21 protein-coding genes are annotated in these 21671 nt (G+C 56.2%); 2 read left to right on the top strand and 19 right to left on the bottom strand.

The window, feature by feature from the left end:
• Positions 1–37: 37 nt before the first annotated feature.
• The 5 genes from LZ536_RS09430 to LZ536_RS09410 all read right to left on the bottom strand — a co-directional run bounded on the left by LZ536_RS09430 (position 38) and on the right by LZ536_RS09410 (position 5291).
• Entirely contained in the window at positions 38–643 is a 606-nt protein-coding gene (locus tag LZ536_RS09430) for a hypothetical protein (RefSeq protein ID WP_249848419.1), read from the bottom strand.
• A 20-nt stretch (positions 644–663) separates the two neighbouring features.
• Positions 664–864 carry a helix-turn-helix domain-containing protein gene (locus LZ536_RS13070; protein ID WP_283938399.1) on the bottom strand — a complete coding sequence of 67 codons (201 nt, stop codon included), beginning with the start codon at positions 862–864 and terminating at the stop codon, positions 664–666.
• A 109-nt stretch (positions 865–973) separates the two neighbouring features.
• Positions 974–1438 (bottom strand): hypothetical protein, encoded by a 465-nt coding sequence (locus tag LZ536_RS09420; RefSeq protein WP_249848418.1) that lies wholly within the window; start codon positions 1436–1438, stop codon positions 974–976.
• Between the two features lie 136 nt (positions 1439–1574).
• The gene (locus tag LZ536_RS09415; protein WP_249848417.1) at positions 1575–2789 is read right to left on the bottom strand and encodes a tyrosine-type recombinase/integrase; all 1215 of its coding nucleotides are present in this window, start codon (positions 2787–2789) and stop codon (positions 1575–1577) included.
• 261 nt (positions 2790–3050) lie between these two features.
• Positions 3051–5291 (bottom strand): AAA family ATPase, encoded by a 2241-nt coding sequence (locus LZ536_RS09410; protein ID WP_249848416.1) that lies wholly within the window; start codon positions 5289–5291, stop codon positions 3051–3053.
• A 52-nt stretch (positions 5292–5343) separates the two neighbouring features.
• Between LZ536_RS09410 and LZ536_RS13175 the strand changes: the two genes are divergently transcribed.
• Positions 5344–5943, top strand: coding sequence for a GTP cyclohydrolase II (locus LZ536_RS13175; RefSeq protein WP_431357927.1), 600 nt, complete (start codon positions 5344–5346; stop codon positions 5941–5943).
• Positions 5944–6904: 961 nt separating this feature from the next.
• Here LZ536_RS13175 and LZ536_RS09405 read toward each other — a convergent pair.
• The 12 genes from LZ536_RS09405 to LZ536_RS09350 form a co-directional block, all read right to left on the bottom strand.
• The gene (locus LZ536_RS09405; protein ID WP_249848415.1) at positions 6905–8143 is read right to left on the bottom strand and encodes a hypothetical protein; all 1239 of its coding nucleotides are present in this window, start codon (positions 8141–8143) and stop codon (positions 6905–6907) included.
• A gap of 82 nt (positions 8144–8225) precedes the next feature.
• The gene (locus tag LZ536_RS09400) at positions 8226–8417 is read right to left on the bottom strand and encodes a hypothetical protein (RefSeq protein WP_249848414.1); all 192 of its coding nucleotides are present in this window, start codon (positions 8415–8417) and stop codon (positions 8226–8228) included.
• A 180-nt stretch (positions 8418–8597) separates the two neighbouring features.
• Positions 8598–14357, bottom strand: a complete 5760-nt coding sequence (locus tag LZ536_RS09395) for a DUF4011 domain-containing protein (RefSeq protein WP_249848412.1) — start codon at positions 14355–14357, stop codon at positions 8598–8600.
• Between the two features lie 119 nt (positions 14358–14476).
• Complete coding sequence (locus LZ536_RS09390) at positions 14477–15061, bottom strand: tyrosine-type recombinase/integrase (protein WP_283938398.1); 585 nt, start codon at positions 15059–15061, stop codon at positions 14477–14479.
• A gap of 247 nt (positions 15062–15308) precedes the next feature.
• Positions 15309–15770 carry an SHOCT domain-containing protein gene (locus LZ536_RS09385; RefSeq protein WP_249848408.1) on the bottom strand — a complete coding sequence of 154 codons (462 nt, stop codon included), beginning with the start codon at positions 15768–15770 and terminating at the stop codon, positions 15309–15311.
• Between the two features lie 28 nt (positions 15771–15798).
• On the bottom strand, positions 15799–16227 hold the full coding sequence (locus LZ536_RS09380) for a hypothetical protein (RefSeq protein ID WP_249848407.1): 429 nt from the start codon (positions 16225–16227) through the stop codon (positions 15799–15801).
• Positions 16228–16262: 35 nt separating this feature from the next.
• Positions 16263–16967: a hypothetical protein gene (locus LZ536_RS09375; protein WP_249848405.1), complete on the bottom strand. Its 705-nt coding sequence runs from the start codon at positions 16965–16967 to the stop codon at positions 16263–16265.
• Between the two features lie 5 nt (positions 16968–16972).
• Positions 16973–17275: a hypothetical protein gene (locus tag LZ536_RS09370; protein WP_249848403.1), complete on the bottom strand. Its 303-nt coding sequence runs from the start codon at positions 17273–17275 to the stop codon at positions 16973–16975.
• Positions 17276–17550: 275 nt separating this feature from the next.
• On the bottom strand, positions 17551–17727 hold the full coding sequence (locus LZ536_RS09365; RefSeq protein ID WP_249848402.1) for a hypothetical protein: 177 nt from the start codon (positions 17725–17727) through the stop codon (positions 17551–17553).
• Positions 17724–18056, bottom strand: coding sequence for a hypothetical protein (locus tag LZ536_RS09360; protein ID WP_249848400.1), 333 nt, complete (start codon positions 18054–18056; stop codon positions 17724–17726). The genes LZ536_RS09365 and LZ536_RS09360 overlap by 4 nt, the downstream gene beginning before the upstream one ends.
• Positions 18049–18372, bottom strand: a complete 324-nt coding sequence (locus tag LZ536_RS09355) for a helix-turn-helix domain-containing protein (protein WP_249848398.1) — start codon at positions 18370–18372, stop codon at positions 18049–18051. Before LZ536_RS09355 ends, LZ536_RS09360 begins: the two co-directional genes overlap by 8 nt.
• 24 nt (positions 18373–18396) lie before the next feature.
• Entirely contained in the window at positions 18397–18837 is a 441-nt protein-coding gene (locus LZ536_RS09350) for a hypothetical protein (RefSeq protein ID WP_249848396.1), read from the bottom strand.
• A 685-nt stretch (positions 18838–19522) separates the two neighbouring features.
• On the opposite strand from LZ536_RS09350, the gene LZ536_RS09345 reads away from it, so the two are divergent.
• Positions 19523–19813 (top strand): hypothetical protein, encoded by a 291-nt coding sequence (locus tag LZ536_RS09345; RefSeq protein WP_249848395.1) that lies wholly within the window; start codon positions 19523–19525, stop codon positions 19811–19813.
• A 114-nt stretch (positions 19814–19927) separates the two neighbouring features.
• On the opposite strand, the gene LZ536_RS09340 is transcribed toward LZ536_RS09345, so the two are convergent.
• On the bottom strand, positions 19928–20452 hold the full coding sequence (locus LZ536_RS09340) for a hypothetical protein (RefSeq protein ID WP_249848394.1): 525 nt from the start codon (positions 20450–20452) through the stop codon (positions 19928–19930).
• Positions 20453–20694: 242 nt separating this feature from the next.
• On the bottom strand, positions 20695–21624 hold the full coding sequence (locus tag LZ536_RS09335; protein ID WP_249848393.1) for a DUF4157 domain-containing protein: 930 nt from the start codon (positions 21622–21624) through the stop codon (positions 20695–20697).
• Positions 21625–21671 lie beyond the last annotated feature (47 nt).

Raw genomic sequence — 21671 nt, 5'->3', positions numbered from 1 at the left:
TGTTGGCGGCCAAGATACAGCCGTCGCGCCCCTTACCCTATGGTACTATGTGCGGGGTGGATTTCGCTTCACGAGGTATTGGCGAAAATCCGCCGTTTTCATTCGGGGGCGTGGAGGAATTCTCCACGCGACATTGGTCTGAGTGTGCCATCCGAGCCTCCAGCGTGTTGGAATTCGTCACCGCGAAATCCCCCTGGACGTAGTTTTTTACGTACCGCTTGAGCACGGACGAGCGACGGAGAAGCCTGACATTCTGCTTCTTGGAAAGACGGGCGCAATCGACGGGTCGGAGGTTTTCCAGACCGCCTTTTTCAAGCCAATTCAATTGCCACGCGCGCGCGCGCGACACTTCGTCGGCCTTGACTGAAAAAGACGCGCCGATGGCTTCGGAGATGAGACCTAGCTGAATCAGTTCGTCGAAAGCTTTCCTGGCCGCCTTCAGGTCGACCAAACTGAGGCGCGCCGCTGCATCTCTCACCGAAAGAAAAAGGGTGCCGTTGTTAGTCCCGTTGAACATGCCCTGGAGCTCGACCAACAGCCAGCGCGATGGAAGCGAGAGAGCGCTGACCTGGGCTGAGTGAAGGAACGATCGCTGGAACTGAATAAACCGTCCCCCGATCAGATTCCGGCCATTAGATGCCATCTTCCGGTTGCGCCGCCGGCTCACAAGAACACCCGCAGCCGCGGTGCGGTCTGTGCGCAGCGTTCGATGCTCGCCACGGTGATTAGGGTGCGGCTCCCGAGCTTAAAGGCCTCCAGCTGGCCCCTCGCGATCATCCTATAGATGGTTGCTCTCGAGAGCCGCGACCCGTCCCCGCCCAGAACTCGGCCTGTTTCCGCGATGCTTAAGCCGATTGGCTCCATTGTTAATCTCCCTTCGTGTCACGGCCGCCATTGCCGTGACTGGGAGACTCATTCTGGCTGGAGGGTTTGGTGAAGGTATCAATGGGTATGAATTGGTTGGAATTCGCATTCAGGGCGCCAAATCTGCTCGGCCTTCCCGGTATTGCATCCATGCCAATCTCACGTGTTTTTTTATTGTTTCGTCAGAGAGATTGCCGCCCACCGCCTCGCACAGATGGTCGCGGAGCGCAGACTGGGTGGAGAAGCTGAGCAACTCACCAGTATCAATTAGGCGCATCAGTTCGGCATAGAATTGATGCCAAACTGCCACCTTTCCTGGCGCTCCCGCTTTACCATTACTTGGCACTTCGAGGCCGGTAACGTGAAGGAGCTCATCCAGCTCGGTCGGCTCAACCTCGACGCCAATCGAGTGCATACTAAACGTTCTATTGGCGGTAGCTCCGCCTTCCCAGTCGACCGTTAAGCCCGGCCCCATCCAAAGATGCCCGTGGACTTCGACCTTCGTTCGTCGTTCACCCTCGATCCAAACAGCAAATGCGCGCGTTCGCAGCAGTCGGCTTTTGATCCAACTCAAAAGAATCTGCGGTAGCTCGTCCCTGGCCTGCGGCGCTCGTCCCCTCACCCTCTGATAGGCGGCTCTGAGCGGAATCCACGTCTGAGTATAATCAGTCGGAACAAGGTCTTTTAGAAACCTCTTATCGCTTGGCGCCTCAGGCACATGACCTCCCTGCGTCAGTGCAGTACTGAGCCCAGGCCGGCATCAGAGTATCGCGCCTTTGCTCGAAGTAAGTGGTTCGCTTGTAAGCGGCCTCGGTCTTGTTGGGATTGCCGTGCGCTAGCGCTGCTTCAGCCCAGCTGTCGGCGACGCCGGTGTCGGCCGCCCAGTCTCGGAACGCGGACCGGAAGCCATGAACTGTGGCCTCCCCACCTCCACTTCCTCGCACGGCCTTGGACAGAGTCGCGTCGCTCAGGGGCTGCCCCTTGAGGCCAGGAAAAACGGTTTGACCCGGTGCCCTGCCAAAGAAGTTGCCGGCAGCCGAAAGTACGCCCAGCGCCGCCGGTGAAAGCGGAACAATATGCATGCGCCCCGCCTTCATCCGATCAGCCGGTATCCTCCACTCGGACGTCACCAAATCGATCTCACTCCACTTGGCGCCGCGGACTTCACCCGATCGAGCCGCGGTCAGGATGAGAAATTGCACCGCAAGCCGACCGGCTGATGGCTCCTTGGCCATAAGGCCAAGAAAAAACTCGGGTAGGTGCTGGTAAGGCATAGCGGCAAAGTTTTTCCCCTTAGGTTGCCGGAGACCACTCATGAGCTGCCCAAGTGCGCGCATTGGGGCTTCGGTCTCTCGCCAGCCCTTGCCCTTGGCATAGTCGAGTACCACCCCGATTCGTTGCCGGACGCGCCGAGAAGTCTCCGGAATGCTGAGCCAGATGGGCAACAACACGCGTTGAATGTCTGGAGCATCAATCGCATCGACCCGACGCTTGCCAATCACGGGAAACGCGTGGGTTTCGAGCGTCTTGATCCACTGCGCGCCATGCTTTCCGTTTCGCCAACCCTTTGCCACCTGTCGGTGATATTCCTTTGCGGCCGTCTCAAACGTTGGAACAACCTTCTCTTCGATCGTCCACTCGGCCCGCGGATCGAGGCCGGCGCGAGCCAATTCTCGACCAATTCGCGCTTTCTCTCGGGCCTCAGCTAACGTGAGTGAACGTCGTCGGATGATGGGGACGTCTTCAACGTGTGGGATTGGCTCGAGCGTCACGGAGCCCAATCCAATGTCCCGGCGATGGCCATTGTGCTGGACACGTAGGACCCAGGACCGGGTCCCCGTGGGCTTAACAAGCAAATAAAGACCGCGGCCATCGGAGTGTCGGCCTGGCTTGGCTGTAGCAATTTGCTTGACCTTAAGGGGCATTAATTCCCTCAATTCTTACCCCGCTATAGTTGAGATGTGTGGCGACGGCAAGAGTCAGAGTGAGGCACATAAACCTCAGAATTGTCGAGTTTTTAGAGCAAATCTACTTCAGCTAGAAATTCTCTGAAACAGGCAAATGGCGGAGACGGAGGGATTCGAACCCTCGGTACGGGAATCCCCCGTACGGCGGTTTAGCAATTCTCCGGGGTCATTGAGATCATTGACCAAAAGGCCGCCGTATAATGTCGAGTATAATGTCTTCTAGATGGGGATAGGAGCCTCAATCACTCGAGTTTTCGATATGGTCCGGAGCAATTCCTCGGGCCATGCGACACCCAACCTTCGGTATGACGTTAGGATCGGATCGATTTCGACTTCCTGGCCTTGAACGAGGGCTAGGATCGTCCTGATAAGCTGGGCATGCGATTTTTCGAGGGGGTGTTCGTAGCCCATTTCATTCACTTTGAAATCCACCACTGCCAAGGAATCGGAAGCGCTCTCAAACTGTCCCTGTTCGACGAAGGCGCAGGCTTCACCCAGATTGCACCAGATTAGACTGTCTCGGTTGCCGCAAGCATTCGCCAGCTGAGCTCCTCGGCGATAATGCTCAATTGCTTCGGCCTGCCGACCTGCATGCCGGAGGGCTTCGGCCATGGCCAAATGTGCATTGCCGATAGCTCTGATATCGCCGCTTTCGGCTGCTTGGGTGGAGGCCTCTGTCGCCATTGCCATGGCCTCGTCGCTCAGGCCCAATTTTGAGAGGGACCTCGCCAAGGCCCGAGTTACAGACAATTGGTTGGATCCCGACTCGAGGCGAAAGGCCCGGATCCGTGCCACTGACGATTTGAGTGCGTCCAGATCGAGAAGGTCTCGGTAGGCGGTGTTCAGAACTAGCTCTCGCTCGATTTCGTCCTCTGGTTCCAAACCCGCTGCTGTCAATTTCGAACCAATAGCCCAAACGGCCTCGTACGTGTTGAGCCTCAAGGCGAGCTTCATCTGTATGAGATCAGCCTTAAGCCGTTGACTCTCGGAACCCTGGCCCAGTTCGAACAGCCGTAAGGCAGGCTGAACATCTGAATATCGGCCTAGATCAAGGCGAGTCTGAGCCGCGATCAAGGCATGCTCAATCATCTGGTCCCCTTTACCGGCTTCATACTGACCGTGTTGCCACGCAGCATCAAGGATCACTAGCGCGTCCTCTTGAGCTCCGAGTTGGAGCAGCGCGCCGGCGACATCGGTGACGGCTTGACTTTGCCCGGACGCAATCTTCCCTGCAATTGCCGGAACGAGCCCTGTCGTGCTCAGCAATTGAGGTACGCGACCACTCTCTTCGAACGCACGATACCAAATATTCGTACGTTGCTCGCATCCGGCAGGGCCGATGCTGTCAAACCAACTGTTGCGGTAGCTGGAATTTGCGAAACGAACATGCGAGGCATCTTGCTGGATCTCCGCAGCCAATCGCAATTCATCGATGGCACCGCCGATCTCCCCAATTTCCCCAATACGACAAGCGAGCGCAAGGAAGTCGATCGGCACCGCCTTGTCGGGCGGGATTATGGAGAGCATCTCGGCAACCGCTCGTGCGGGCGACGACAAGGCGTTTCTTCGTGCAGCGTGAAGCATGTTGACTGAAGGAAGACGAAACTCGACGCCCTCGCGAAGGCCCTTAATCAGTAGCTCCAACCATACCGGGCGGCCACCAAGTGACTTCTCATGTAACTCCGAAAGGAGGTCATCCGAGGGATCGTTACCCACTTGGTCAATGTGCCATTGTCGAATTCCCTCGCGATCTAGCCCGTGAACAGTCTCACAGACTCCAGCCAGCCCCTCAACAGTCGTAATGAAACCGGAATTCCAGTCGCTCGGATCCGTCTCGGTGTTACATGCAGCAATCAGTATCCAACCGGCTGGCTGGTTGCCCGCAATGAACCTAGCGAACTCGCGTGCCGACGCGTCCGCGCCCTCGTAGTTGTCGAGCACTACGACAACCGGGTTGCCTAAGTCAGCCACGATTTGCATGAACTGTCGGATAGCGGCTCGTCGGTTGAATTGGTCGAGTTGTCCCAGTGATTCTGTCGGTGCGTCGTTCTCCCCAGAGATTAATCCGCCAACTACTTCTATCGTCTTTTCAGCCTTGTCCGTAACCGCCTGCAAAAGGTCCTGCGCCATCGCCGCCAGAACCTTCCTGCCGTTGCCCACGATTGCCGACAGTGCTTTTTCGGTGGCAACCTCGACTGCCTGCCCAGTTGATTTTGGAATCTGCTTCAGGGCCTCGTAAAGGGCGGCAACTACCAATGACTCAGTAGAGGCTAGAGCCATATCAACGCGGACGACCTGCTTATCTCCCGCCTGAGCAATGGCTCCGCTTAAGCGCTCGGCAACTTCTGTTTTGCCAACTCCGCCAACCCCATCTAGACCGAACAGCGTGCAACCACTTCGATAGTTGTCCATAAGACGAGCGAGAAGCTGATCGCGGCCATATAATGGCTCGCGATCCATTCTCTGGAATTCGATCTCGTCCGCGGGCATTGTAATGTAGTTATTGGAGCAGATGGTTACTTCGATGCAATGGCCTGTGATACCTGGCCAGACCCCAATTCACTTGCCGACCGATGAAGGACCTGTCTTGGTCCAAGTTGCGGAGATTGCTGGATCGCCGATGTTGCTGATCTGCAGTCAGCAAGCAGTCAAAATCCCGATCGTAAGGTTTCACTCCGCGTGTGTCTTCGGCGAATCGTTGCGGGCTGTGGATTGTGATTGTGGCGTTCAGTTGGTCGCGGCTCTGCATGCAATTGTACGAGAGGGCGGTATCATAACGTATGCGTGGGAAGAGGGCCGGGGCCTCGGGATTGAGGCTAAGCTCCGAGCCATAGCCCTGCAGCAAGAGGCGGGTATCGACACAGCTCAAGCATTCGCCCGCCTCGGTCATCCTCCAGAGCCACGCAACTTTGAAAATCACGTTGCGGTGCTACGCCTCATACTCCCCGGGGGCCCAGTTCGGCTGGCATCATCGAACCCGAAAAAGGTAAAGGCACTAAAGTCCGCTGGGTTTGAGATCGTTGAGCGAGTCACGCTGCAAGTTCCAGATACACCGGAACGAATCGCATATTTGGCAGAGAAAGAATCTGCGTTGGGCCACCTACGGCAATGACTATCGATAGGGCACTGAGTGGCGTGCCTTTCGGGATCGATCTCTTCCGATGTCATGAGGCCGGCAGGGAACTGGCAAATTATCGAGCGGAACCTGAGAGCCATCGTTGGTCTAGGGAGTCGGTCGAGTCTCAGGTCGTTTTCAAGACGCTATTCATTTCAATCTGCCATCAAATGAACTGGGACGTCCTGCAGGATGCCCTTGCGGACTGGATGCTTCCGACTCCATCCGAGAGGCTTGAGGAATTTGCTGCAGTCAGGGCCCCGACCCTCAGCCGTTTGCTGGCAAACTATCCGAAGCAGGAGAGGGTTCGAGCCTCAGAGCGGTCAGCAATGTTGCGGAATACCGCTGGCCACCTAATCCAACTGCTCGGGCCGGACGGGAACCTCCGCAGGCTACTTAGGGCACCTCGCCTCGCTGGCCCCGACGGGTTTTACGAGACAATTCGAAAGTTAGATGCCTACGCCAGTGATCCAGTCGAAAAGAAGGCGCGTGTCCTAGCGCACGACTTATACCGCGAGGGAGTCCTGCGTTTCGGCGATCCGGAGAATCTTAGGCCTGCCGTCGAGTATCATCTCATCCGGCTTTATCTGAGAAGCGGGAGGGTTTTCCCGACCAAAGCCCCTGTTCGCGATCTACTAATTGGACAGCCGCGAGAGGCTCGGGAAAGGCTCGTTAAGCTCCTGCGCGAGACCGTTGATGAGGCCATGCGTCAAACGGCATTCTATGCCGGGCTGGATGTGGCGACCTTGAACTATGTCGAATGGCAACTGGGCCGGTCGGTCTGCGTCAGTGAATTGAATGCGGAATGGCACCCATACTGTTCAGCAGGATCGGCCAACCCGTTGCCTGATGATGTTCGCAGCTTGATTTCATCAGGCTGCCCGTTTGGAGAAGGCTGTCGGTCTAGAACCGATGACAAGTATGGCTGGTATCACGAGCCCCAATTCGAAAAAGCCATCTATTGATGCGCCAAGACCAAAACGGTCTCACACGATTGCTGCGATCGGGGCGCGGCCCTCGAGTGGGGGCTCAAGCGCGCAAGGCTATTGCGGACAACGAAATCGCGCCGACCGACAGGGCGAAGTCCGATATCCTTAGCCATGTCAGAGAATAGATCTCCGACGCCAATCCTCAACTCCTTGTAGTAAACATCTTGGATAACGAGGATGACGCGGCCGGATTGACTCAACCATTGGCGAAATTTGCTCAAGGCAAGTTGCATATCCTCAAAATAGTAAGAGTAGCCCTTGGCGTAATAACGCTCTGACGCGTAGCTGCCGTGCTCGCGCACTCGATCAATCACGTCCACGACAGTGCGCGGCAACTGGATATTCCGATTGCTGGCTCGAATAAGGGGGGTGCCGATCTGGCTCTCGCGAAGCCCTCGCTCCTCGTCGTGATTTTGATCGAGCAAAAGCTCAACAGCGGGCAAATAATGCCGGATGTAGTCGGTCCTATTAGGATAGGGCGGCGATGTAATGATCGCTTCGACCGATCCCTTCTCAATTTGAAGCGTGTTGGTGTCGGCCAGCGTTACCGCCGAACGGAAGTCAGGATTCAACTGTTTCAGTCCCGCTATGAAGTTCGCCACATCAGAGCATGTGTTTTGCTGCTCACGGCAAACTTCGTCTTGGGTGAGAAAGATACCCTTAGCTCTCTTCGTCCAAGTGGGATTCGACCCTTTGAATCGACGGTGAAGTGCTATCCGAAATAATGCTAGAATGTGACTGGTTAGCAGTCGCGAATTGCTGCCCCTTGACTGAAGAATATCCCTGAATGATGGCGCTCCCGTAAGCGCCTCCCGCAATTCGCTGAAAAGCACATAGTCATCACCTTCGATCGCGCTCATGGGGGCGTCGTGAAATGTCTTGAGCGCGCGCGCGAGTTGGCGGCTCTCAGCCGTCCTGAAAGCGCAAGCCGTCGCGGCAAAAGGGTTTAGATCATTCATGGTCAGACTGATCGGAAGCTGGCGTCCCGCCTCGCCCAATGTCCCCATGCCCGCGAACGGGTCTAGAATGCTCGCATGCCCACGGCTCGTACAAAGCTCGAGAGCGAATCTAGCGAAGTCTAGAGAAAATGCGGTGTAGAGGCTCGCCAGCCTGCCATAGCCACGCTTGTCCGCGCTACCCGGCTTCGGGTTCGGGGTTGCGTCGACATTGAACTCATCGGCAGTTCGGAAGAGGCCGAAATCACTCACCACCGGATTTTCTCACTGTTTCCAATCTCTTTGGTTCTCGGTCCGGCCCGCAAAAGAAAGATGACGCGAATGATGTTTGAGCTTAGCCGTAATACGTTTCGGTCAAATCAAGGATGATTTGTTCGTCTTCAAACAGCTGGGTGTGGCAGCTGCCGTGCTCACGAGCGTATCGCTTCGATAGCACAGCAACATCGTGCCGAGCGTCTTCCTCAGTCTGGTACGTCAGCGTTTGTTCGGGGTCGTGTCCAAAACTAAATACCGCTTTGTAGCGCAATGTGGGCCTCCATTCCGGGATGGGCTATAATCGGTAGCAACTCCGGGTTCCAGCAGCGGGCAACCCGGCCATCTGAACTATTTGAAGTGTCCGCTTTCCACCCAAAGCTGCCGCTAGAGCCACATATCTCCCTTCATGAAAGGCGTTGGTTAGCGGCGCCATTGGCCCATTGCCATTAGATCACTCTTCAGCTTCGCGCGACTTACGCCCAAGTTGAGCAACCTTTCTAACCGCCGCGTAGATATCGTTTTCTATGAAGCTGGATCCTGTGGCTTCCACGGTCCCGCGATACTCTGACTTGGGAATCCGCATAGAGCCACCCCCATAGATTTGGGGTGCCCCGGTGGCTCTCGATATTACTTCCACTTCGCCGGCGAACTCACCATCAGGCCAAACCTCGTAAAGAGTGGCGGTTTCGACTTCGTACCAGTCGATGCCGTCGAGCTCGCGCTTCCTTCCGTCGGGAGGTTGGCGCGGACCCTCAGGTTCTGACGCCACTGCCGGAATCTCGATTTCATCATTGGCCGGCTCGATCCTATCGCGCGCTGCTTCTTTGTCGATGACTTCGACATGTGTGGGCTCAGGCAGCTTGTCTTGGAACTCGCCGCTCGCGTGGCGTGCCCGAAAGTTCTCGATCGCCTCGTCACGCCATGCGATCACCTGAGCCATCAGCTTTGCAGCCTCGCGATCGGGGTCCGTGAACCAATCAGTCGACCAGACCCGATAAATCTTCCAGCCGAGACCTTCGAGCACGGACTGACGAATCTTGTCTCTGTCACGAACGGTGAACCCCGAGTGATAGCGGGCGCCGTCGCACTCGATCCCCGCGACGAATCCGAGCGGATACTCCGGGTGCCTAACGCCAAGGTCGATTCTGAACTTCTCGACCCCAACCTGATGTATCACTTCGAAGCCCGCAGCCCGCAGACGGTCTGCAACAAACACCTCAAAATCACTGTCCGGCTCGCCACCGTCAGCCAGATCAAATCGGGCTCCGCCCTCGGCATATGTGAGGTAGGCTTGAGTGGCGATAGTCCCAGGCTTGGATCCCTCCACGATCTTCACATCGCCCGAACGAAGCGAAGTATAGAGACGAGTCGAAAGTCGGGCTCGTGTAACCAACACGTTCAATCGTCGGTGGCCCACATCGCTAGCTATCGGGCCGAACCTCTGCATAACGCGCCCCGTTTTTTCGTCCGGGCCATACACCGTTGAAATCAGTATTATGTCGCGCTCATCACCCTGCACGTTTTCGAGGTTCTTGACGAAGAATCGATCGATGCCGCCCTCCCAAGCCGCAATGTAGTTTCTGACCGCCTCCTGCTCTCCAGCAAGACGGTCAAATTCCGCCTTGATAAGGTCAGTCTGCTTGATGTTCATCGTTGCGATGCCCATCGAGCACTCGGGGTGAGCAATCATCAGCCCGATCGCGTCGTTAATGACAGCTTCGGCCTCCTGCTGATTGATCGACGCCTCATATGTTCCCTTCACGTAGAAGTGTTTCACTCCAAGGAGGGGGTCATCCGTGCTGGGGCTCGGGAAGACTACTAAGCGTCGGTCGTAGAACTGACGATTTGAGAATTGGATCAAGCTCTCGTGCCGCGACCGATAATGCCAATTCAGCTGGCGCCGGGTTCCGATCCGAGAATGGGCCAGATCCAGAATCGATTCCGTATCGACGGTAATGCCGTCGTCTTCGTCGCCACCATCACCGTCGGTCATTCCGGCCAAGCCAGTTTGGAAAAAGTCAGTTGGAGGAAGCTGCTTGCTGTCTCCCACGACAACTAGCTGCTCGCCCCGAAGGATTGCACTGACGGCATACTCCGGTCGCATTTGCGACGCCTCGTCGATAACGATGAGGTCAAAGGTAACGGTCTCAGGTTGGACGTATTGTGCCACTGATGATGGTGACATCATCCAGACCGGCTTCATCGCCTGAAGAGCTTCACCCGCGCGCTTTGTAAGATCGCGAATTGGAATGTGGCGCTTCTTCTTGCCAAGCTCGTTGTTGATGAGCGCCTTCTGGGTCCAACCGGACTTTGGTCCTCTATCAATTCCCCACGGCGCGCGGTCATCCAACCGCGCAGCATTGATCCGTCGTGCCTCAAGATTCTGAAGCTCGCGGTCAATCTCTCTAAACCTCGATCGAACTGCGTCGAGTGTGAGTCCTCCAAGTCGAGTAAGTTCATCCCCTTCAGCGCGTAGATATCGTCCTAGGATCGATCGGCTCACAAGGAGTTCATACAAATCAGCAAGCCGGTTAGCGGGAACGCCAGTTTGGTTCGCAAGATCGACAACGAACCGGCAATTTTGCTGTTCAGCCTCGCTGAGATATCGATGCAAGTCAGCTGCAAGCCGCAACCCAGCCTCGTCATTGCTCAGTCGTTGCAGACCGTCAGCGAGCAATTCGATTGTCGCTGCATCGGGCAACACTGTCTCGGTAGCGGTGTCTATTGCCCGCTCGAATTGCTGCCGAGCGACCTCCCATGCGTCCCAAATGTCACCCAAAGTCTGCCCAGCAGACCTAACCTTCTCGACAGACTGCTTGGGATCCTTGCTCGAAGTCAGTGTCGAGAGCAGGTCGGGATCAAGACTTCCCCGGTAGGTCAGTGCTGATTGAAGGTCCGGCGCCTCAGATTTGGGGTCTACGGCCCATTTCAGAGCCTTCGGTCGGTCGGTCGTCAAATACTCTTGGTGGAAAGCACGAAACTGCTGGATGGCCTGACCCAAACGTGAAGAGCCTATTTGAAGGGGTGCTTCGCTGGACAAATTCAACGCTACGAGAGCGCTGCTCAATCGTTCGAGGCCAAGGCACCGCTGATTGAGGGTTTCGAGCATCTCGGAGAAGGTAATTCCTCCGTCGGAGCTCTGAAGCCCGCTCAACGGCTCAGCCAATGCAGCGGCCTTTTTCATGGGCGCGCGGAGCTCTAACGCCGGCGCATCAATGATTCGTGAGGCTGCCTGATCGATACCTGCGGCAGATAGAGAGTCATAGGTTTGTTCGGCTAAAGAGCGAGCTTGCGATAAGCTCTCCCAGTCAGACGTTCGGCCTTCCCAATACTCTTGTGGGAAGTATGAACGTGCGGCGGAGTGTTCCTTGAAATCACGTTCATCCGCCAGCAGCTGACGAAGCGTCCTCAGCTGGCTGATAAGGTCCATGCGCGCCGAGACACCGGGCACGATACGCTGAGCCGCTTGCCGCTGCCGCTTGAATTCACCCCCAAAGACTCGTTCGAAAATGTTGGCATTCTCAAGTGTGTCGGCTGCCAAATCCAAAGTCTCGACGGAGGACTGGAATCCCTCAGGAGCGATTTGAGTTAGAGTTTCGTGTCGCTCGGCCAGCTCGGCCGCTGCCACTGACGCCGAGCGCGACACGCCGGGGAACGCGTCGTCCATGATTGATGTGCGACATAAGGCTCGGATTAAGTCGCTAGTCGCATTCCACTTGGCGAGCGTGGCTGTTAACACCCGGAGTTGGCCGACCTTTAGTTGCGTCCCATCGAGGCCAAAGCGTTGAGCCAAACTTTGAGTGTCGGAGGCCAGCCCTTCTAACGTTCCGTGACGTGCCCTCTCGCCAGTTGCCTCAGTTTTTGCTTCGCCAACTGTTGATGCTGAGCATGTCGCAGAATCGAGGGCTTCGGTGAGTTCGTCAACGAGCTTTTCATCAGCTTCGAGGGGATCAATCCCAATGGAGGCGAGTGAATTCTGGAACTGAGACCAGCGGGTTCTGTCTCGCAAGAGCGCCGTGGCTGCTTCCGGCTCCGCAAGGACCGAAGCCAAAGCCGAAGATGATGACGCCTCCGGCTCGGGCGCATCGCGCATTTGGTCAGCCTGCTTCTTAAATGAAGCAGGGTCAGACGTGACGGGGTAACCCGTCTCTGATTTTGCTGCACTGACGGCTGTCGCAAGCTTTTGAGCTGAATCCGCCGCCCCGCGCGCAGCAGTAAGAGTTGCCGCCGCGTCGAAGACATCCAGCCGATTTGCTCGTGACCAAGCGTTGACCCCGACACTTCCGTAAATGGCCGCGTGGTCTTCAATTTTGAGTGAAACCTGCTCAAGGATTTCGCGCCGGTTGTACAAGGCATGGGCGTTCAGCTCATCTGAGTCCGCCAGCTGCTCAGCACTCTCACCGACGACAATCGCGTTGTCGCCTATCCCCTGCCTGAGATTGAGGACACGCCAAATCAGTTGATGGGCGGTCTTACCTAAATCTCCGAGGGGCTGCCGCAAAAGACCGAGATACGTGCGAAGCTGGGTGCGCTGCTGAATTAGCCATACGTGAAATTCATCAACGCTGCGGCTGTCGTCGGACACCCGCGCCTCGGCCCGCTCGCGGAGGCTGTCAATCAAACCCGCTTTAGTCGCGCGCTCCGAATGAAGTTCGAGCAACAAAGGCCCAAAGCCAAGCGCCCTTAAACGCTCCGCAACAACCCCCAATGCAGCTTGTTTCTCGGCAACGAACAAGACCTTTTTCCCAGCATCTAAGGCCCCTGCAATCATGTTTGTAATCGTCTGCGACTTGCCCGTGCCGGGCGGCCCTTCAATCGCCAACGGAATGCCGGCTGCGACGTCAACCAACGCACTATGCTGAGACACGTCGGCGTCCGTCACAAGTGGGGGGACTGTTTTGCCAAACGAGGGTTCATCAATCGGGTAATCCTCCCCAAATGACGGGGCGCCGCCCGCGCTATCCGCGCCCAATAAGCGGACGAGTAGCTCATGGCTTTCAAATGCGCCCTCCGACCATTGGTCAGGGTCCAAATCCTGCCAAAGAACCATGCGGGGGAAGGGAAGCACGGCGAGTGTCAGAAAGCGCCTAAGGCGGAATCGCTTCGTTTCGTCGAGCACTCCGGACAAGCGGATAAAATAGGACTCAGGCGTTTCGTTTTCGCGTAGCTCGGGGGCCTCCAAGCCAAACCTCTGACGCAGGAGCTCACGCATAGCGACGTTGACCTGAAGATCTTCGTCTTGGCCTGAAATTGTAAAAACGTAACGGCTTCTGACGAGGGTTCGCTCCAAATGGACGGGGAGCAGCAGAGCTGGCGCGTGGAATGCCAGATCGCTTTCATCGTCTTCGAACCATTCAACGAAACCAAAAGCGAGAAACAAGGTGTGGAGCCCAGTCTCACGCTCATGCCCTCGATACCTGTCATGGATCGTGCTGAGCCGTCGATCTAGCTGCTTCTCAGTCAGCAAAACCCGAATTTTGTTGTCTCGATGATGGTCCTCGTCTTCATCCTCGTCTGAGTCGGGAAGCTCAAACGACGGATCGAATCCGTGCGCGCGGGCCAGCGCCACAATATCGATCGATTTGCCAAACTGGAGTTTAGGGAGGCCTAGTTCTTGCCGGACGGCGGCACGGAGAGACCGCTCGGCCTTCTGTAGCTCGGCTGCATCCTTCTCGTCCTCCCCAAGCCCTTCGATTGCTTTAAGGTAATCAGGATCGGTGAGACGAGCCCGCTCCCAAGCGATGAGGAAATCGTCCGTCTGTTCGTCCGGAGGGACAATGTCCTCATCCGGAAGAGCTTCAAAGCGCATCTGCCCGTCAGTTAATGTGTCGAACAGCTGATCTGGGCGCTCATCGACAATTCGGAGATAGGTGGCACCTCGCTCGGAGTGCTTGAATGAAACGAGTTGATTGCGCTTGCTAAGGTCAATCAGCTTCGCACGGAGACCCTTAATCGCCTCCAAGGTCCATTCGCGACGCTGGCGTTTTTCGGCAGATTCCGGCTTGATGTCGGGCGGCTCTCCACCACCGTTTCCTTCATCATTTGTTTCCCGCATGTAGGCCCTCGCTTTAGCAGCTGCCTGCCTCGCACTTGGCGTGCTTCTGTGACCGAGCTCCCTAATTAGCAATTCGAGCTCGGCGCGATTGCCGCGATTTCGCTCGACCGCCTCACTTAATTCTTTTGCTGTCTTATTGATCAGTGGTCGCGACACACCCGCTCCCTTAACGCCACAACAAGGGGTGAGTGGATGCCGCTCCCCCCAAAACAGATGGCGGTCATAAACCGCTGTTCTTCAGTTATCTACTCGCTAGCGGTCTGAAATAATCGGTATCACCACCCATCCACGACCTTCTTCATCGCGAGACTGTCGACCTCAATGTATCGCTGGGTCATCGCCAATGAACGATGACGGGCAAGAGCTTGAACGTCGCGGAGGCTCCCGCCAAACCTACCGATATTTCTCGCAGCCATCGTGATGAATGTCCGGCGACCCGAGTGGCTCGAACAGCCGTCGAAGCCGAGCACGGAATACCACTCTCGAAATAGATTGATGATGACCTGCGCCGACGTGAAGCAAGCTCGTTCAGTCTGGACGACCTTGGAAGGTCCGAACGGCAACGGGCTGACCCGATGTAGTGCCATTAGCGCCGCCCTCAATTCGGCGGCCATTGGGACAACACCACCCGAGTTGCCTTTTGATGCCTTGTCGGAAATGCGGACCGTTTCGGATACCTCGCCCTCGGCATCAGTGACCATGCGCCACTCAAGGTTTGCGATCTCCTTGGCCCTCAATCCGGCCCGTAACGACAACAGAAAGATGACGCGATTGCGTGCCGGATGCCTGGTGCGGCTGATGTGATCCAAGACCGCGCGGATTTGACCCGCGCGAAGGGTCTTCGCTTGGCGCTGAAGCATGCTGGAGTCCCATTAAGTTATTGGTCCAGCATTATATTTCCTAATGTGTTGAGGCTAAACCGGGTTGGCGAGGCTAAAAAATCTTGAGCGACGCCAAGGGGTTCAGACCAACTCATTAGGTTCTCATGGGAAGCTAATGAATCTTGTTTCGTCACGAAACAGCAATGACTAGTGCGCCTCAATCCTCGATGGCACTTGTCCAAAAATTACTGGATCGCTTGGCCTTTGCTGAGGAGAAAAGCACCCGCTAACCGAGGAGTTTTGCTTTCTGACTCTCAAATTCGGATTCAGTCAGCAAACCTTCTTTGTACAGGTCGGCTAGCTTGCGCAATTCGTCAGCCGTGGACGCGGGTGCGGCGGTGTCGCGCCCGCCAATCTGTTTCTCAATCCAGCCCTTTAGCGAGCGCCACTGCTCGACGTCCTTTCGTTCGTAGATAAAACGATTCTGATGCTGCACATTCGGGCTTGCGAATGGGCTAGGCGGTGGCTCTCCAAGGATAGAGATTTCTAAAAACCCCGTGGTGAGTGCTCCCGGTTCCTTCCATGAGACCGTCTTGATGTTCTGAACGGGCACTCTCTTCTGACCGAGGAAGCCGTAGTAGAGCATGCCGTATTTGATCACGAGGGAGTCACCGTCGATCCAAATTGTCTGACCAACCGTCTTGAACGGCCGGGCTTCTGTAGGCAGCGCCAGTGCTTCTTCGCTCATCTGCTGTCCTCCGTTTTCGATAGTTGAATTAGCTAGCCTTCGATTCGGGGCACAGGACATTCGGGTGTTGCCACTGCTTGTCCTCGGGGACTGCCTTGAGGCGGGTCATGTACAGCTTGCCGCCGGACAACGTCAGTCGAATGGTACCCGTCGAAAGGTCCATGAGTTCACGGTCAGCCGTGTAAGCGTTGATAGTATAGGCCGGTGTTCCGGAAGGACTGCTGGTATAGTTCACATTAGAGATTTTGATTAGTTTCGAATCGCCTTCGTAGAACCACATCTTGGTGGCCGAGATTTCGAAAACCTCCACGCCATCACCGGTACAATCCGCCAACTTCGGCGCCCACCTTCCTCGGAAGGCGAGAGGGAAGAATTCCTCATCTCCATTCTGCCATTCGAGCTGGGCCTCGGGAATTTCCGGAGCCGCTGCCGCGAACAGGACCAGTAAGCCAAGCATATGTTTCCCCTAGCCGTTGAAGGAGGGACTTAAGGTCAGGCTCTAACCGCGTCGGTGATCTCACACCTGCTGCTGGCGGCCTGCGAAGAAATAAATCCCATGTTGATGTTTCGAAAGGTTCGCTGGCTGTTGGCTGGGACGATTTCAAATTGCACGCGGGTATTCTCGTCGATTTCCGTACCGGAATTACCGCTGTGAACGCAGTGCAACTTGAAGTCCTTAATCGCAAAAGGGGCGTCATTTCGAACGGTCAGCTTGGTGATTTCCATCACGCTCCCGAACCCAGCAGCCTGCCAATTCCAATCGGCAATCGAAAGCGCTTCTTCCGGATGGTCGGGATACCGCGCTCGCGCTGCGAGCTTTCCTTCATAGACGCGCACTTTGCTAACGTATGACTCGTTGCCCGGGGCAAGGGCAGATAGCTGCTTATAAAGCCGAAGGTTGCCTTCAACATCGGTCGCCGGGAGCGTCCTTGCGGCTCTTCTGAGCTTCGAGATTTCGGGCTCATTCTTCTTTTCGACTGCCGCCATTTTCTCGACGGACAATCCGGACCCAACGCCCGAGCCGCCCGTATCCGTCGAGGCTTGCTTGCCGCCCTGATGCGTGTCGGGGGCAAACACGCCTACTAAGATGAAGGCGACAAAGGCGCCTAGGCCGAACTGCCAGCGCTTCACACCTTTGAATGGCTTGAATACGCCAAACAGCAGGACGAAGAAGATGATTACGAACAGGCCACTCACGCAGCTTACTCTTCTGTTTCGATAATCTTTTTCCGACGAGTAAACAGGACGAAGAGGCCGAGGATTACCGCCCCAGCGAGCCAGAGGAAAATGAGCGTCCCCGACACTAAACCTGCGCCGATGGTTGCACCAGCCGTGGCAGCGTCAGCATATTCAGCTTGGCTGGAGGCATTCGCTATAGCGTCGCTGTTCGTTTTGCAGCTTAAAAGCAGCAAGCCCAACATCAAGATATTAAATAAGATGAAGGTCCACTTGACGACCTTACCGAACGCGGTTCGATCGCTGACTTCGCGACGTACAACAGGCATGACTTTCTCCCCCAAGTTGCGCGAGGAATAAGGGATTTAGTCTCGCTTGCAAACGGGCGAAGAAGTCGGTTCGCGGCTATTTCGTCCCCATTATTCACGGTGGAAAAATCGGGCCGCTCAGAAGCATTTCGCCGCAGGGGCACGCAACCGTGTGGGCGGGCCGTAGAAATTCTGAGGCATGCCAAGGTGCAGGCACTCATTAGGTTCTCATAAAAAGCTAATGAGCCAGGATATACGCGCAGCTGGCTGGCACCACGTCCAGCGCGTCATGGCACTCATCCGCCAGTTTCGTCTCGGATTTTGCGCGTCAACAGGTCGATCCGCCGCGCAACTTCGTGCTCCCGCCGAACCAAGCGTAAATCCGTGTGACTGCGCGGTAAATTCAGCGCGATCTCCGCTCGCAGTTGCTGCAATTCGATGCGTAATGCGTCGAGCCTGTCCGCATCGGTCATGAGGACCGCTCCTTACGAGTGCGTTCGTAGCACTGCCCTTGGCGGTACGTACGGAGTGGCACAGGTTTGCGACCGGCCCGCTTGTACTCCGGCCCAAGCCAATCGCGGATCATCCACTCAATCAAAGACCAATGAAGCCGTTCATCGACGATCGAAACAAAGCCTTCGAAGAAGGATATGGGTGGCTCGCCCGCGTCAGCGGCGCTCCTGATGCGGTCGGCATGTTCCTCGATGGTTGCCAGTACTGCCTTCCCGAGCTTCGTCCTTTGAAACTCGGCGACAGAAAATGGGTCGTTCCGCGCGTAATGATCGTCGAACTCGTCATTCATCGGACTGGGAGCCTTCTTTCTTCTTAGGCTCATAAGGCAGCATGGTTTCGCCAATCATGTCATCGCCCAACTGGATGTCGGACGCGTCAACACTTAGAACCTTGGCCATTGCAGCCGCTTCCTCCGGTTCCGCCTTCTCGGTATCAAGCTCAAGCAACTGAACCCTCAGCAATTCCATACCGGACGAATCCGCAAGCTCTTGCTGTGTCAGGCCGCGTTGCTCTCGCCAAAAGGACAATGGCGTTCCTTCCCACTCAGCGAGCATTTCGTTCGCCTCAAGGGTGTCCGGCCATAGATCGTAGGTGGGTTTCTCCATGTGCTACTCCGTTCACTGGCCGATCTATCGGCGCTTTTGGAAAAAGGCGGCAGTCTTAGCCACGCAGGTCGGAGGCAGAGCCTTCTTCCCCGTTTGCACGTATCCCGCTTCCGCCATGATCTCGGCAGTCAACGAGCCTGCCCAATTAGTCGTGTCCCGCTCCCCGTAGTCCGATCCGAGATCAGCGGTGAGCAGCGGGTCTATCCCCGCCATCGCAGCCTCACCGCCATCGGTGGCAGTTTTGGCGGCGGCACGACCTTCATCTGAGCGGATGATCTCTTCCATCCGTTGGATGATTGGGTGATCGCGCGGATAACCGCCGCCCTCCCTGACCAGTAAATCGTGGTCCACGAGCAGCTTCATGATTTCCGCCGCGTCCGGCCCGTCCTGCTGTCGAGCGTTGTCGAATAACGTCTCGCGCTGCTTCAGTGAAAGCGACTTCAGGCGTTCAATTGTCCACGGCATTGGAGCCCCCTTTGACTGGCAGTTTAGCCAGTGAATTCAATCTTCCAAGAATGTAAGAAGCGCTGTCGAGCGCAGTGCTATAGCGCCTTGCGTTCCTTAGCGCGTCGCTGAAACTCAGGAAGAGAATACGTCGAGCCCTTACTGAAAGCGGACGTGACGGTGATAGGCGTACCGCGCCCCTCCCACTTACCTCCAAGGTATTCGATTATCTGTTTCAGCGCTCGACCGGTGAGTTGTTTCATGTCGTGACGCCGAAGAATGTCCGCGCCAAGCTGGTCACGAATCATGCCCTCAATTGCGGGCATAGGGGGCTTTGTCGGCGCGGCGCTGACAGCGCCCAATACAGCGCAGACGCCGTGGACGGACGTTAGCAATTCTAGCAGGTGGGTACCTTGAGCGGTTTCGTAAGCTGGCGCTAGATTGCCAGCGTCAAACGACCGAAAGAAGTCGTCTCCCACGGCGGGGTGACGAGCAAGCGTGGTCGGGTTGTAGAGGTTGCGCACAGTTGATCTCCTGCTGGAGGTTGATGCCGCTTTCCGCTTTCAGCGGGTCGGACTTGCCCTACATGGGGTAACAATAAGCCCCCTGTCAAGGGGTGACTATAATCCCCCACCGAAGCCATTGGCTTTGGCTGCGACATCCCGATAGCTGGTTCGGCCTCAATCAACTGGATGAAGAGGCACAAATGAACCATAGTCCCAAATTCGCACTGATCGACAGCGATGGCGACGAGCGCTTCGCCGCGATCATCGGCGGCACTTTCCAAGTTGGAAAAGCCCGTCTTGCCAAACCAACACATCTTGAAGCTTTCGCAAAAGCTATCTTGCTCGATGGTCAAGATGGGCGCTTTGTCTGCGCGGACGGTCGAAAGCCCGCAGTACTTAAGTTCAGCGGTAAGGCTCGCCAGGCCGTCGCCTACCGCTTGGATCCCTCCATTGCCGCCAACCTCGGCATTCCCGCTGTCGGCACTCGGTAATCAGTTCACCGCACTGTCGAGGGTGTTACCTTTCCGCCTCCGATAGGGGATGTGGGCCGCGCCTTGGCGCGGCCTCATCTTTTTGCGTGCACCACGCCACCCCAGAGCCCCGATTTACTGGGCGGCAGATTGAGCGCTCAGCAAGGGGCTTCGATAGACCGCAGAAGTCCCATATCCACCGAAGGTCGGGACTGCTGGCGCAGCGCCATGGTCTAACAGTTTGCTGACAACGATTGTTGCACCACTGTCCGCAGTCCAGATGTGTCGCTCGACCAACGCGGCAAGCGCGTTTCTTGCGCGGTAAACCTTGGAGCTTCCGTAAGCTTTATCGTACAGGTCGATTAGCTCATCATCTGTGTAATCCATTAGCAAGACGTTGATCGCAGCCACTTTGCCCTCAGTCATTTGGACAGAGAGACGAACAGGCTTCTCAAACAACGTCGCACGCGCAGATGCCGGTGCGGGATCATCTTGTTTGCACGAATACTCGTCGGCATCGCACTCAAAGCCGAGCGGCTTCAACTGCTCCGGTGTCATGCCATATTTGATGTCCGCGAACCCGTCGCCTTGAGGGTCAGCTTTGCATGCGGCAAGGCCAGACAATAACACCAAGCACGCCACGCCTACTATCACTCTCATTCGCGGTTCTTCCCCCAATCAACAGCCCATTCAGGGTTTGTGGTCGCGCATGGCGCGAGCGGCAAGTCCATTCTTTGGCTGCAAAATCAGTCCTTCTGCCGCCTCGATCTCTTGCCCCTCGGGACGCGCGCGGCATTGATGAAAGAAGGAAAGTCAGACGAAACCCGGCTCATTAGGCTTTCAGGAAAAGCTAATGAGCAACTTTGGTCCACAACTGCGGGCAATCAGTGAGAATTCGGGCGCTACCGCCAAAATCGTAATTTTGGCACTCTGAAAGGCCAGTTACGACGCGGAGGCATCAGTGCGGGCTGCGGAAGCGTCCAGCCGCAATAGGGAATATAAGCCGGCTCTGCGTCGGGATAAATGCTGCAGGCCCAGATGTCCGCGTCTATTTCAATGTATGATGTGCCACATGTAGCCTCAGAGCGCGGACCAAGTGCACCGGCTAGCCACTCGCGAACAAATCTAATCAGCCCCAGCCTCTGATACTGGAGAACATGCTGCAGCTCGTGCGCCCACTTGTGTTTGTCATTCACTTCATTTGTGCCCGGTATCGGGCCGTTGAAAACGATGACGTCTATTAGGCAAATGGCCGTCGTCGTCTCGAAATGTGCAAATGCCAACTTGGGGATACTCAATTCACCCGGCACCTGCCTTCTTGACAACACGCGTACACCCAAGAACGCATTCGACCGCGCCTTATTGTTGGGAATCAGGTTGAACTCTGCCTCGGTTAAGGGGCGGCCTCTGCTCCATAGTCGATCTCGCTCACGAGCAATTTGAGCGGCGACGATGGCAACTGTCGGATCAAGATCTCGAAAATTGCCAGTTCGGATGAATTGAGCGACTGCAGTCAGGTATGCCGCAGAGACGCCCGGGCCAAGTGCATCGCTGATTGAGTGTATATCAGCGAGAGCGCCTTCTGCCTCGCTACCAAGTAGCCGCCCACCAGCACGCTCTTCCATTGTATGTTCGATGGTCTCTAAGCTGGCGACGGCGTCCGCGCCAGCCGCCATGCCTTCCGCTTGTCGAGCATAGGCCTCTCTAGCCGCCTCGAGCGGCTCTTCTCTTCCTCTAATGACGCGGTATTGCGCCCGAAACGGAGCGACTGCAGCCTTGGCAACCTTCTCGGCTGCAGTGAGGATTCTTGGCACTCCTGGAACACCGGTCATTTCTCACCCCCGTCATTTAGATGCCGTTCGCAGTTGCTACGTGAGAA

Source organism: Sphingomonas alba, assembly GCF_023516555.1.
Lineage (GTDB): Bacteria > Pseudomonadota > Alphaproteobacteria > Sphingomonadales > Sphingomonadaceae > Sphingomicrobium > Sphingomicrobium album.
Note: the sequence above shows the minus strand (reverse complement) of the source record. Positions and strands in the feature narration are given on the sequence as shown.